Origin of the sequence: Sphingobacterium daejeonense, from assembly GCF_901472535.1 — a bacterium.
Taxonomy (GTDB): Bacteria; Bacteroidota; Bacteroidia; order Sphingobacteriales; family Sphingobacteriaceae; genus Sphingobacterium; species Sphingobacterium daejeonense.
Map to the genome: position 1 here is coordinate 2,814,752 of NZ_LR590470.1, position 12,746 is coordinate 2,827,497.

The 12,746-nt window shown below is 34.1% G+C and carries 15 protein-coding genes; 2 read left to right on the top strand and 13 right to left on the bottom strand.

Annotation, left to right across the window (positions count from 1 at the left end):
• The 13 genes from FGL31_RS13670 to FGL31_RS13715 all read right to left on the bottom strand — a co-directional run bounded on the left by FGL31_RS13670 (nt 1) and on the right by FGL31_RS13715 (nt 9,457).
• Nucleotides 1–381 carry a hypothetical protein gene (locus tag FGL31_RS13670; RefSeq protein ID WP_138092217.1) on the bottom strand — a complete coding sequence of 127 codons (381 nt, stop codon included), beginning with the start codon at nt 379–381 and terminating at the stop codon, nt 1–3.
• Nucleotides 382–394: 13 nt separating this feature from the next.
• Nucleotides 395–964: a glycosyltransferase family 2 protein gene (locus tag FGL31_RS13675; protein WP_138092219.1), complete on the bottom strand. Its 570-nt coding sequence runs from the start codon at nt 962–964 to the stop codon at nt 395–397.
• A 64-nt stretch (nt 965–1,028) separates the two neighbouring features.
• On the bottom strand, nt 1,029–1,751 hold the full coding sequence (locus tag FGL31_RS13680; RefSeq protein WP_197734263.1) for a WbqC family protein: 723 nt from the start codon (nt 1,749–1,751) through the stop codon (nt 1,029–1,031).
• A 126-nt stretch (nt 1,752–1,877) separates the two neighbouring features.
• Complete coding sequence (locus FGL31_RS13685) at nt 1,878–2,510, bottom strand: NeuD/PglB/VioB family sugar acetyltransferase (RefSeq protein ID WP_138092221.1); 633 nt, start codon at nt 2,508–2,510, stop codon at nt 1,878–1,880.
• 103 nt (nt 2,511–2,613) lie between these two features.
• The gene (locus FGL31_RS13690) at nt 2,614–3,597 is read right to left on the bottom strand and encodes a DegT/DnrJ/EryC1/StrS family aminotransferase (RefSeq protein WP_232046756.1); all 984 of its coding nucleotides are present in this window, start codon (nt 3,595–3,597) and stop codon (nt 2,614–2,616) included.
• Between the two features lie 59 nt (nt 3,598–3,656).
• On the bottom strand, nt 3,657–4,757 hold the full coding sequence (locus FGL31_RS13695; RefSeq protein WP_138092223.1) for a glycosyltransferase WbsX family protein: 1,101 nt from the start codon (nt 4,755–4,757) through the stop codon (nt 3,657–3,659).
• Nucleotides 4,758–5,058: 301 nt separating this feature from the next.
• Nucleotides 5,059–5,943: an oligosaccharide flippase family protein gene (locus FGL31_RS23695; protein ID WP_197734264.1), complete on the bottom strand. Its 885-nt coding sequence runs from the start codon at nt 5,941–5,943 to the stop codon at nt 5,059–5,061.
• Entirely contained in the window at nt 5,915–6,235 is a 321-nt protein-coding gene (locus FGL31_RS29950; protein WP_394366147.1) for an oligosaccharide flippase family protein, read from the bottom strand. Before FGL31_RS29950 ends, FGL31_RS23695 begins: the two co-directional genes overlap by 29 nt.
• Nucleotides 6,195–6,515, bottom strand: a complete 321-nt coding sequence (locus tag FGL31_RS23705) for an oligosaccharide flippase family protein (protein WP_197734266.1) — start codon at nt 6,513–6,515, stop codon at nt 6,195–6,197. Before FGL31_RS23705 ends, FGL31_RS29950 begins: the two co-directional genes overlap by 41 nt.
• 132 nt (nt 6,516–6,647) lie before the next feature.
• On the bottom strand, nt 6,648–7,028 hold the full coding sequence (locus tag FGL31_RS29035) for a Rossmann-fold NAD(P)-binding domain-containing protein (protein ID WP_317131017.1): 381 nt from the start codon (nt 7,026–7,028) through the stop codon (nt 6,648–6,650).
• A complete protein-coding gene (locus tag FGL31_RS29040) occupies nt 7,006–7,518 on the bottom strand; it encodes an NAD-dependent epimerase/dehydratase family protein (RefSeq protein ID WP_317131018.1) in 513 nt (170 codons plus the stop codon). The genes FGL31_RS29035 and FGL31_RS29040 overlap by 23 nt, the downstream gene beginning before the upstream one ends.
• Nucleotides 7,519–8,715 carry an MraY family glycosyltransferase gene (locus tag FGL31_RS13710; RefSeq protein WP_138092225.1) on the bottom strand — a complete coding sequence of 399 codons (1,197 nt, stop codon included), beginning with the start codon at nt 8,713–8,715 and terminating at the stop codon, nt 7,519–7,521.
• A 316-nt stretch (nt 8,716–9,031) separates the two neighbouring features.
• Nucleotides 9,032–9,457, bottom strand: a complete 426-nt coding sequence (locus FGL31_RS13715; RefSeq protein ID WP_138092227.1) for a BT0820 family HAD-type phosphatase — start codon at nt 9,455–9,457, stop codon at nt 9,032–9,034.
• 391 nt (nt 9,458–9,848) lie between these two features.
• Here FGL31_RS13715 and FGL31_RS13720 point away from each other — a divergent pair, with 391 nt between their 5' ends.
• Nucleotides 9,849–10,748, top strand: coding sequence for a DUF3078 domain-containing protein (locus FGL31_RS13720; protein ID WP_138092229.1), 900 nt, complete (start codon nt 9,849–9,851; stop codon nt 10,746–10,748).
• Nucleotides 10,749–10,861: 113 nt separating this feature from the next.
• The gene (locus tag FGL31_RS13725) at nt 10,862–12,598 is read left to right on the top strand and encodes a thiamine pyrophosphate-dependent enzyme (RefSeq protein WP_138092231.1); all 1,737 of its coding nucleotides are present in this window, start codon (nt 10,862–10,864) and stop codon (nt 12,596–12,598) included.
• Nucleotides 12,599–12,746: the final 148 nt, after the last annotated feature.

The window sequence follows — 12,746 nt, forward strand, 5'->3', positions numbered from 1 at the left end:
TTATTTATTATTTGTTGACAAACTATTAGAGACTTTTTCTTTATTTAATTTTTCTTTTACTATATTGAATATCAAAAGTTTATCATACTTTAAAGCCTTCAATAAAAATTTTGTCTTTTGTAAATAATTAGATTTTTTGTTAAAAAATAACCTTAAATAAAATCCAATTATTCCTTTATTTAAAACTTTTTGGTATTCTTCATTATTGAAAGCCTTTTTAATGTTTTCCAAATGAGTGATAAATTTTAAATAAAATTCATTATTCTGAATTTGATTTGTCAAACCACCCGCATGCCTTCTATATGTAGAAGTATAATCTGTTAATCCAAACCCCTTTCCAAACTTTAAAGCATATAAAAATAATGGAGTGTCACCATACATAAAATTATGAGTCCTAAAAAAAACCAACAAAATCTTTTATATGTTTTCCATTTCTAATTACAAAAGTTGACGTATGTGCAACCCAAGATTCAATGATTTCTTCTCCATTATATTCTTTGTTGGAATCAATGGGAGTCAATTCATTTTTTTGATTATACTCTCCATTTTCAATCTGAACATTTACATTAGAAAATACAATTGAAAAATCCCTATTTTTATTTAGGAAAGAAACTTGCTTACTTAATTTTTGTGTGTCTGTCCAGTAATCATCTCCTTCACATATAGCTAAAAATTTACCTTGAGATTCATTAATGCACCATAAAAAATTTTCGATAGCGCCTAAATTAGATTCTTGTAAATAATACTTTACACTTAAATTGTCAGGAATAATAGCATTTTCTAAAAATTCTAATACAACTTTATTTGTATTATCTGGAGAATTATCATTTGAAATTATTAGTTCTACATGACCAACAAAATCTTGGTTAATCACTCCTTTAATTGCATCAATTATAAATAATTCATGTCCATACGTAGTCATAATGACTGAAACATCTATCGGTTCTTTTTGCAAATAATCCATATCATCAATAATAGATTAAATAATTTGGTTAATAATTTGGTTAGTGTGTTGTTAATTCATTAGCCTAAGATAATTCAAACTGATCTAACATCGTATGGACCTCTTCTTTTGAATTGAACATCATTGCATCCAAAATAGAAAGACCAGGTTCAAATTCCCTATATCCTTGCTTATAGCCCCTTAGTTTGATCTGATGGAAATACATATCGATATCTGCGACATCATATTTACTCCTATTGAAAAAACTTTTACCTCCGCTGGGGTTTATATAAGTTAAGTTAGGACCTATGCTTTTGCATATGTTTAATGCCCACTCATCCGAATCTTGAGGTTTCTCAATTTTTAATTCCATCTCCGAAAAAATTGAAATATCCCTTTGAATATCTAAATAAGCACATATCTGCTGCAAAACATGTTTGTTCAACATTGTAATGTTATCGAAATCTCCAGATAATGTATCCTCTAAAAATTCCATCGTTGAACTGTAGTTTGGAGCAATTTTTTTATAAATTGAAAGTTGAGCTAAGATTTTATTTTTCCAAGGTTTTGAGTTGTCTAAAACACAATCCTTTATTAAAGTCGACCTACCATTATTTTTGATAAGAGGAACCTGAATATACAACCATCCTTCCTTCTGCTTTAAGATTCGATTTCTTTCAATCCAGCCTTTACGTTTAAACTGAACTGTATCTAATAAGATAAAACGATCCGTATGTTTTATCAAACTAATATATCCTAAATAAGGAAAGAAATATGGCTGCATTATACCTATTTTTTCTCTAAGCATAATGAGTTGTTCTTAAGATTTTATTACTAGTGTGTGTTGTTAGTTTGTGTGATTTATGTTACTTAATTACCTTTATTACATATCTTTCATTTTATATATTACAATTAAACTGTTATTCATTACCAATTAATTCGTTTTTATAATTTTACCTGGAACACCTACAACTGTGCAACCATTTGGTATATCTCTGTTAATCACTGAGCCGGCACCTACAATAACATTCGAACCAATAATTACATTGGGTAAGACTGTACAATTTGACCCCAAAAACGTAAATTCTCCAATTTTCGTTCTTCCCGAGATTACAACCCCAGGACAGACCTCCACAAAATCTTCAATGTCAACATCATGACCTATAGAACTGATCTGATTGATCAAAACACCTTTTCCAATTCTTACGTCATTCGTTATAACTGAATTCAGCATCACATTTACTCCTTCACCGAGCTCAACGCCAAATGATCCAACCCTACTGCTTGATGAAATCATAGATGAAGGTTGTCCTCCGATAGAAGTGAATTTCTTCCACGCCATTTCCCTTAATACAGGTCCGCCAAGTCCTAAGACAAACCGATTGTCAACCTCCTTAAAATATTCTTCTACCTCTTTCAAGGTTCTCATTATCTTGAACTCATTGTAAAGTTTGTCAGGCAAATCCGTAGACACATCATCATAAAAGACAATATTATCTCTATCTTCTTTCTCTAAACAAACTTCCAAAACTTCTTTTGCGAATCCCTTCGCACCAAATATGATCATGTACTAATTATTTTGACTTCTTAAAATAATCCTGGAAATCCAATCAATTTCCTCATCTGTCAATTCATAATACAGGGGCAAGCATAAAACTCTTTTTGCAATATCATCGGTAAACCTCCATTTCCACTGGATCTAAGTAGGGTAAACTGGATGACAAACTAGGATAAAAATATCGGCGAGTGAATATTTCAAATGTATCTAAGCTAGACTTGATCTTCAACAATAAATCCTCTGACTCCAAAATGTAAACCAAATATGCTCCGTTTTGGTTTGAATTTTTATGCCATAAAGGAACTTTCGCCTTGAAATTCCGAAGGTTTTGATGATATCTTTCAATAATTTCCAACCTCCTTTTGATGATCTTATCAATCCATTTAAAATTAATAAGACCCATTGCCGCATGAAACTCAGAATTCTTTCCGTTAATACCCAACTCTGAAAAACTACTGTATCCCGAAATTCCAAAATTGCGCATGTGAGCAATCTTTTTCAATAATTCTGGATCCTTAGTAATTATCAGTCCACCCTCAACACTATGGTATAACTTGGTAGCATGTAAACTGCAAGTACTGATATCACCGTATTCAAATATCGACCGACCATTCACCTGAACACCAAATGCATGGGCGCCATCATAAATTACCTTCAGATTATGCTTTTTCGCGATGGCATCTATAGCCTCAACATCACAAGGATTACCATATACATGAGTTGCTAAAATAGCTGAAGTATTTGGCCCAATAGCTGCTTCGATCTTTTTAGGATCTATATTTAAACTAAATGGATCGATATCAACAAACTTTGGTGAGCAATTTTCCCAAACAATAGAAGAGGTTGTAGCTACAAAAGAAAATGGAGTCGTAATGATTTCTCCTTTCAACTCTAAAGCCTTAATAGCTAATTGAAGTGCAACAGTACCATTAGTAACATATAAAAGATGATTTAAATTTAAATACTCTTTTAAATCCATCTCAAGTTTACTGGCTAATGGCCCCATATTGGTAAGCCAATTCCTAGTCCAAATACTCTGAATATAATCCCTGTACTCTTCTATAGGGGGTAAAAATGGTCGTGTTACTGGTATCATGTGATTAATTTCTTATGAAAATTAGTTAAACTAAACCGTTAAACTTCTTTCTATAAGAACTAATCTTTTGTTTGTAGGACATCCTTTACAACTTCAAGGTATTTATGTCCAAATTTTAAATCTGGTTCCAAATGATTGCCTTCCGCCCATTCATTCCACGATTTTAAGAATACGATCTGATTCTTAGGCTCATATTTCTTAACCCTACTAACAGCATTAATGAATGCTTTCTTGAATAATTCAGGTGTAGAATTGTGCAATACAAAACCATTCACTCCACTCCTCGGACTATTGTCCCAATTTGGAATTACCGTTGGATAATATATATTTCCTTTTGAATCCTCATTAAAATCCTGGATAGCATCTTTATATTGGTAAATTCGAGTAGGTCGCTTAAAGATCTTTTTATAAATTTTATTTAACCTACTTGTTTTAGCCCTTCTGTAAAGGTCTACGAATTTATTAGCTGATTTTAAATATGAATCTTTTGTGTGTACAGCTGGCGTCAATGCATCAAACCCATACTTTTGTGTATCCCAATCCGGATCGACATTCGTAGCTACCAAATGCAAACCCTCCAAACCATGATCCACAGCTAACCTCCTAAATGTTGACACAAATAAATCCAAGTCAGGTATTTCCATAGGTTTATAGACCATAAATAAAGGCTTGTTATCTACCTTAAAATATCGTGGATCCTTAAAAGCAGGCAAAACTGCATTAAAATGATCTATGTAATCTTGTTCTCCAGGATATACCTGTTCTATCAATACTGATTTGGGATTACCATGCCAAATACCACTCCAGGTCTCATTTGCCCAAGCCAAACAAAATGGAAAATCCGGCTCATTACTTTCCAAAACCTCCTGAAATGGCCTCTCTAATATCCTACGTCCATTGCCAAACCAGTAATGCCAGTAGCAAAATGCCGAAATACCATATGCTCGAGCTAAATCAGCCTGCGCTTTTCTAGTCTCAGGAACTCGTAAATCATAAAATCCTAAATCTGCAGGAACATGGGGTTGATAATGACCCGGAAACATAGGCTTAGCTTTGGCAACATTGGTCCATTCAGTAAACCCTGTTCCCCACCACGTATCATTTTCTGGAATAGGGTGAAATTGTGGCAGATAAAAGGCAATCGCCTTAATGTTATTCATAAATACTTTAATCAGAAAAAAATTATAATTTATTATTACAATACTAATAAACTAAATATTAATATCAAATATATTTATTCTCAGACAGTTGTGATGATTTAGTTGATATTTAAAATTTATTGTTTTTATTACAATATTACAAAAATCGAATCTTAATGCGAGAATTCAATATAAAAAACCAGGATTAAAAAAATTGTTAGATATATATCTACAAGATATCAGGAATATTCTTATTCATTAAAGAAAGGATTCTTTAATTCAGGAAATGAAATCAAAATATAAAATATAAATTCTTTTGGAATTATTCTGAAGCTTTATTCCGCCTCCCCTTAATTAAATCCAAAAGAATAAAAATCTCTTTGGATTTCAACAAAAATGCTAAACCAAAATAAATTGTTAAGTATATTATTGATGAAAAAATTAAACGATATATATCCAACATTTGAATAAATATGTATTGATCCAACATATAAACAATAACCCCAATAATAATCGCTTTCAAAATGCTTGGCATTATATCGAGCAACTGATTAATTATTGAATAATCAATAAATTTTGACGTATAATAAGTATTAATAAACACTGTAATTATTGAAATTAATACACTTCCCCAAACTAACCCCAACATTCCAAATTGGATACAAGAAATAATCACTAAAACTATAACTACTTTCTTAAAAACTTCTATTCTTAGGTATAAGTCGGACCGTCCTTTAGCTTGGAGAATATTTAAATTATAAGCATGGATAGGAAAAAAAATTCCCCCTATTGATAAGATTTGGAAATATTGAACAGACGGCAACCACTTTTCAGTTAATAAAAACCTGATTAATGGCTCTGCAACAACGACCATGAGAACTGAAACTGGAGCAATTAAAAACATTACTACTAATAAAATGGTTTTATAGTATTTCTTTAATGCAATATCATCATGAGCTAATTTAGAAAACAATGGAAAGGTAACTCTATTTAGGGCTCCAGCAATATTGTTAATAGGTAATTGTTTTAATGAATCTGCCCGGTTGTAATACCCTAATTGTTCAGTTGAAAAGCGTTTACCAATAATAATATTGTACAGATTGTTAAAAATAGTATCAAGTAGTGCTGAAGCTGTAATTTTTACACCAAATGAAAAATGATATTTGAATCTTTCCAAATCAAAAAATAAAACTAGGCCTCCAATCACTGTACAGCCAATATTGTAGGGTATAAAAAAAATTTTGAAGTAAGGAGGAATAAACTAATGACCAAACACCATGGCCATTTAAAGCAAAATAAATCCCAACTGCACCTCCAACTAACATTGACGGTAATTGAATCTTAAAGGCAGTCTTGAAGTTCATTGACTTGAGTACCTTGCTCACTTGAACAGCTGCAAATGAGTCTATAATCAGAATTAATCCATAAACTCTGATCAGATTCGTCAATATGGAGACGTTATAAAAAATTAGCAAAAACTGGTGCAATAAGATATACAAAAAGATATAGAATTAAACTAACCCCAAGGTTAAACCAGAAAACTGTTGACAAATCACGCTCATCAACTTCCTTTGCCCTAATTAAACTACTTGTTAAACCTCCATTGATTAGGACTGCAGAAACACTCATTAAAATTCCATATAATGCAATAGTTCCAAAGTCGGATGGCAATAATACGCGTGCTAAAACAAGGTTTATGACAAAACCTATCAATTGTGATCCAAATTGCTCAGCAAAAACCCAGAAAACTCCTTTAGCAGCTTGTTCTTTAAGCCCCATGGTTTAAAATTTCATGTTAAATAATATAAACAACGTCTATATTACTTTCCAAATTCAGCCGTAAGCATTCTCCGAAGACCCTCTTCCATTGAATATGGTGGAACAAATCCTGAAGACATAGCCTTGGTAGAATCATATTTTGTAACAGCACAAAAACTTCTTTACACGAACTGAACTTATCGTTAATTTCTTCCTACTGATCATTGCCAATACATCAAATCCATAGCCTCCCAACATCCCTAACCAATATGGAATATGTGTGGTTGGTATTTTCTTGCCCAAAATCTCACCTGTATGATAAACCAAATCATTCGTTGTAAAATCAGGCTTGTCAACATAATTATAAACATTATAGCCTTCACGCTTATGCTGAATCAAAAATTCAATAAATGCAACAACGTTCCCTATATAGGACATAGATTTTTGGTTCTTCCCATCGCCAATCATCATAAACTTACCCGAAGCTATTTGATTTAACAGATTGAATACGTTACCTCTGTTCCCTTCCCCCAAATATAACCGTTGGTCTGATAACATTGATGTTCCAATCAGAATGTGTTTTATTCCACTCTTGCAAAACTTGTTCCGCCTCCCATTTACTTTTGCCATAATGATTGAATGCATCAGCAGGAAAAGATTCATCAGGATTGTCTTTATCTAAACCATAAACCGCAACTGAGCTTGTGAAAACCAAACGAGAAACCCCATTTGCCTCCATCGCCTCAAGAGTATTTCGCATACCTTGAACATTCACATCATAGTAGAGTGAAGTTGGAGAAACATCATCCCGGTGCTCGGCAGCTAATAATACAACTACATCTTGACCTTTCAATAATTCGGTCAATTTAGATTTATCTAAAACATTTGCAATTTTGGTGAGTTGAGGATAAGTAGAACTTTGTTGTCTGTCAATATTGACAAGGTTTAGTGAAGGTGTATCCAAAAGGTTGCTGATGAGTTTTGTTCCAACAAAACCTGAACCTCCTACAATGGCTATATTCATTTATGATTTGATAGTTATATTTTTTACCCCAAATTTTACTTCAGTCTCTTTTACATTTTCAACCTTGACTGGTTCTGTTAACATCTCCTGAACCTCTAAAGCAGATTTCTTCTTGTTAACGAAATAATTAAAGGTCAATGTAAATGCAAACCAAAGTATGAAATCCAATAATACAACAACATTATTGCTGATAAATTGAACCATGATAATATTAAAAGCACAGAAAAATAAAGATAAACCGATGATACTCATCATAGCACTTTTATGTGATAATCCTGCTCTCAATAATTTATGATGTAAATGGCTTCGGTCAGCTTTAAACAATGGTAATTTCTTGTACCATCTAATGAAAATCACACGAGCCACATCAAAAACCGGAACAATTAAAGTAGAGAAAGCAACTACAATAGCACCTTCCGAAAATGGCTTAATACTCTTGTTATTCATCGCAAAACTAATAGCCAAAAACGCCATGGTATAGCCTAGAGTCATGCTACCAGTATCTCCCATAAAAATTCTTCGGCGTCTTTTGGATGCACCAAATACATTATAATAGAAAAATGATATCAGAATGCCCGTGGTGACAAATGCTAACAAGGCATGGATCCAGGCTTGATAGTAGGCAAATAAAGTTCCTAAAACCAAACACCCAACACCAACAAGACCCGAACATAAACCATCCAGACCATCGATAAGATTGATAGCATTTATAATTAATACAACCGCGAAAATGGTTAAAGGAATACCTATCCAAATCGGCAAATAAGTGATAAACAGCAAGCCATAAAGATCATTAATCCATAGTCCTGCCAACGGAAATAAACATGCCACCAATATCTGGGCAACAAATTTCCACTTATAACTTACACCAATCAAATCATCAGCAATCCCAATGATATACAATATCACTAACCCACATATCAACATAATAAACATCGGGAAAACTTCCCATGTCACGATACCTAAATTGATGAAATTGATTTTATATACTAGGACGACAGTAATTGCCAAGAGACAACATTGAATAGGAACAAAAGCAACACCACCTAATCGGGGAATAATACTCTGATGAACTTTACGGGCATCTACCGGGTCAAATAACCTCTTCCTATAAGTAATAAGCATAATATATGGGATAATTATTTTCCCAAGTAAAATAGCTATTAAGAAAGGAACAAGTAGAATTAAAAACTCCATCGAATATTTATTTTTTAAGATTTGTGTGGAATGAAACGATTGCCACGACTAATAACAATTTAACTATACTGTTGTTTCATATACTTTCGAATAGAACAAATTTATAACATTATTAAAGGTCTGACGATAGTTTATATCTCTAAACACCTTATATTTATTAATTTGTAGCCCAAACCTTACACCTCTTTTTAAGAGCTTAAACATGTATTTTATTCGCTATTTTAATCTATCGCAAATGCCAAGAGATGGCTCTATAATAAATTGGTTCAATTAATATTTTACACTATAAATATAGTAATTTCTAATAAATAAAACACTATTTGAAAAGTTTGCCCCAAAAGCCCTCATTCTTTTCTTTTAATTCTAGGTCCATCTCTGATGAAGATTTAAAAGATAAATTATGCGATCGGTTGTTATGAATAGCTTGGTAGATTTCCCCCCAATCAGGCAATCCCCCAAAATTTCGATCATCAATAAATAAATCTGCACTGATTTTCCTTGACGAATTTTGCCTTTCTTCTTCCGGAAAATTTGAATTATGAGCGTAGAAATGGACCCCAGCTTTTTCACAATAATCAATAGCTTCTTGTAACAATTCGCCCTCCCTAACAGTCCACAAAATCAAACGGTGACCTTCGTTAATAAGCTGCTTCAGAGCATCAATAGCGAAAGGAACGGGCCTTCCTATTTTGGGATATTTATGCTCAACGATTGTGCCATCAAAATCTACAGCTATTACCATATTTTCTTTTTCACCTCTTCTTACAAAATCTAGTCCATTATTCTTGCCGAATACTAATTTTTAATTAAAAGAACAGCAAATAACCAAAATGTTAATTAACCATTTATAATAGTACCTTATTTTAAAAATCTATTAAGAAAAACTGAGTTAATTATCATAACAATTATCAAAAAGTTACAATCCAAAACCGTAATCAATGAAAAATTAATCAACAATTTAATTGAAATAAAAATGCTTATGAATACCGTAAACAAAGGTTTTTTATCGTTTTTCAATAATATTGACAATTGTTTTCTGGCAGATTAGTTCGGCAAACCCTTGATTTGATATTCAGATTTAATATTTTAGCCCCGCTAATTTCACAACTATTCAAATATTAAACATTAAAAAAATGAAAGTATTAAAAATTGCTATTCTATCTGCCGTATCTCTTTTCTCTATGAATCTTTCGGCTCAGGAAACTGTCGACCAAGAAGCCTTAGCTGCCGACACCACCAAAATCTGGACCATCAAAGGTGAAAACACATTTCTTATTAATCAAAGCTCATTTTCAAATTGGGCTGCAGGTGGGGTAAACTCCATGGCCGGCAACCTGATGTTTAACTATGATTTCAATTATAAAAAAGATAAATGGAGTTGGGACAACAAAGTTTTAGCAGCGTATGGTCAAACATTTCAAAAGGAAACTGATTGGAGAAAGAACGATGATAGATTTGCTATCAATAGTCTATTGGGATATCAAGCTGCTGAAAAATGGCTCTATACTTTCTTCATGAATTTCAATACACAGTTCGCAAATGGTTATGACTATGATGGAACAGAAAGAGGAGATAAAATATCAGCACCTTTTGCACCTGCTTATTTAAGCTTTGGACCAGGTATCGCTTACAAAGAGTCTGACAACTTCAAAATCAACTTCTCCCCTGCTTCTGCAAGGTTTATTATGGTCGGAGCAGAAAGCTTAAGAGAAAATTTCGACGTAGATCCAGATAAATTTTCAAGAAATGAATTTGGTGCTGCTTTAGATGTATATTACAAAGTCGGATTGATGGAGAACATCAATTTTGAAAACATCTTAAAACTGTATTCAAATTACCTTCAGGACCCACAAAACGTTGATGTGGATTATCTTGCTAACCTGAATTTGCAGGTAAACAAATTTATCACCGTAAATGCCGCTGTTCAATTATTATATGATGATAATGTTACTTTAATAAAAAGTGACGGCCGTGAAGGACCCGGTTTACAAGTAAGACAAATCCTGGGTGCTGGCGTAACTTATAAATTCTAAAATAATATTCAACATATTGTTAAAGCGGCTTCTGGCCGCTTTTTTTATTTCCGGAAACCAAAGTGCTGTCAATCTGTTAATTAATTAGTACTTAAATATTAATCCCTTAACATATGGCTAAAATAGTAGCGGAGCAATTAGTAGAGATGTTGGTAGAAGCTGGCGTAAAAAGAATTTATGCAGTTACCGGTGATAGTTTAAATTATTTCAATGAAGCAATACGTAAAGACGGCAGAATACAATGGGTTCATGTAAGGCATGAAGAGGCCGGTGCTTATGCAGCTGCCGCGGAAGCAGAACTCGATGGAATTGCATGCTGTGCTGGTAGCTGTGGACCTGGGCACGTACATTTAATCAATGGCGTCTATGAAGCGCATAGAGCGCATGTACCTATGATCGTAATTGCCTCAACTATTCCAACCTATCAAATGGGAATGGGTTATTTTCAGGAAACAAATACATATAAACTCTTTGATGACTGTAGTGGATATAACCAACTGGTTACCACCCCTGAACAAGCACCAAGGATATTCCAATCTGCCATTCAGCATGCTATATCGCAAAAAGGTGTCGCAGTAATTGGACTTCCTGGCGATGTTTCAGAAATGAAAGCAAAAGAAACGCATACTTCAACTCAGATATTTCGATGCAATCCCCTGATCAGACCGTCGGATCATGAACTTCAAAATATAGCAGACCTCATAAATAAAGCCAAGAAAATCACAATTTATGCAGGTATCGGAGCAGCAGGAGCCCGTGAAGAATTGAAATTACTAGCTCATAAACTTAAGGCACCTGTTGGTTACAGCTTCAGAGGAAAGATGAATGCCCAATTGGAAGCTCCTTATGATGTTGGAATGACTGGCCTTCTAGGACTACCATCCTGCTACCAAGCGATGAAGGAAGCTGAGGTACTAATTTTATTAGGTACAGATATGCCTTATGACGAGTTTATGCCTATGGATAATAAAATCATCCAAATCGACACTGCCGAAGAAAGGTTGGGACGCAGGTGTAAACTGGATATTGGAGCAGTTGGTGACATCAAGGAAACAATAAAAGCATTGCTTCCCCTCTTAAATGGCTGTGTAGACAATGCTTTTGTAGATTCATTCGGTAAATTCTATAAAAAAGTAGAAGAAAGCCTGAATGAATACGTAGATGATACGGGTGAAAAGGATGCCATTCAACCAGAATTTGTAGCTGATGTTTTAAATCAGCACGCTAGCCCTAATGCAATATTTACAGTTGACACTGGCATGTGCTGCGTTTGGGGAGCTAGATATATTCAACAAACCGGCGACCGCAAATTATTGGGATCCTTCAATCACGGTAGTATGGCAAATGCAATGCCTATGGCCATTGGTGCCGCTCTTGCTCATCCTGAAAGACAAGTAATTGCAATGTGTGGAGATGGAGGCTTATCCATGATGACGGGAGACCTGGCAACAATCAGACAATATAATTTACCGGTTAAACTTATCGTCTTTAATAATAGAACCCTGGGAATGGTAAAACTGGAAATGCAAGTAGCTGGTTTAGTCGACAATCAAACAGATATGTTAAACCCTGACTTCTCTCGATTATCCGAAGCATATGGTATTCCTGCACTTAATATTCACAACCCTAATGAGGTTGCTGGCGCAATATCCGAAGCACTGCGAGTGGATGGACCTTTCCTATTGAATATCTTCACTAATCCAAGCGCCCTGGCCATGCCTGCGCACATTACCCCTAGTCAAGTGATGGGAATGACCGAAAGTATGGGTAAACTCCTGCTCGGTGGAAGAATGGACGAAGTATTTGACACCATAAAATCAAATTATAAACACCTTAAAGGAATGTTTTAGTATTTGCCGTGCTGGTAGGTGGAGACACCTACCAGGGCAATTACGCGTGACTGGTGTCCTCATCTGCTATTCACCACAATGCCTGTTGGCCCACCTGCCATACACCGCCGTGGCTGGTGTCCTCACCTGCCACAAAACATCATTTAGC

Bases quoted from the DNA above. Each gene is read 5' to 3' on its own strand.
- FGL31_RS13670 (WP_138092217.1), bottom strand. From the start codon at position 381: ATGTATGGTGACACTCCATTATTTTTATATGCTTTAAAGTTTGGAAAG.
- FGL31_RS13675 (WP_138092219.1), bottom strand. From the start codon at position 964: ATGGATTATTTGCAAAAAGAACCGATAGATGTTTCAGTCATTATGACT.
- FGL31_RS13680 (WP_197734263.1), bottom strand. From the start codon at position 1,751: ATGCTTAGAGAAAAAATAGGTATAATGCAGCCATATTTCTTTCCTTAT.
- FGL31_RS13685 (WP_138092221.1), bottom strand. From the start codon at position 2,510: ATGATCATATTTGGTGCGAAGGGATTCGCAAAAGAAGTTTTGGAAGTT.
- FGL31_RS13690 (WP_232046756.1), bottom strand. From the start codon at position 3,597: ATGATACCAGTAACACGACCATTTTTACCCCCTATAGAAGAGTACAGG.
- FGL31_RS13695 (WP_138092223.1), bottom strand. From the start codon at position 4,757: ATGAATAACATTAAGGCGATTGCCTTTTATCTGCCACAATTTCACCCT.
- FGL31_RS23705 (WP_197734266.1), bottom strand. From the start codon at position 6,515: ATGGGGCTTAAAGAACAAGCTGCTAAAGGAGTTTTCTGGGTTTTTGCT.
- FGL31_RS29040 (WP_317131018.1), bottom strand. From the start codon at position 7,518: ATGAATATAGCCATTGTAGGAGGTTCAGGTTTTGTTGGAACAAAACTC.
- FGL31_RS13710 (WP_138092225.1), bottom strand. From the start codon at position 8,715: ATGGAGTTTTTAATTCTACTTGTTCCTTTCTTAATAGCTATTTTACTT.
- FGL31_RS13715 (WP_138092227.1), bottom strand. From the start codon at position 9,457: ATGGTAATAGCTGTAGATTTTGATGGCACAATCGTTGAGCATAAATAT.
- FGL31_RS13720 (WP_138092229.1), top strand. From the start codon at position 9,849: ATGAAAGTATTAAAAATTGCTATTCTATCTGCCGTATCTCTTTTCTCT.
- FGL31_RS13725 (WP_138092231.1), top strand. From the start codon at position 10,862: ATGGCTAAAATAGTAGCGGAGCAATTAGTAGAGATGTTGGTAGAAGCT.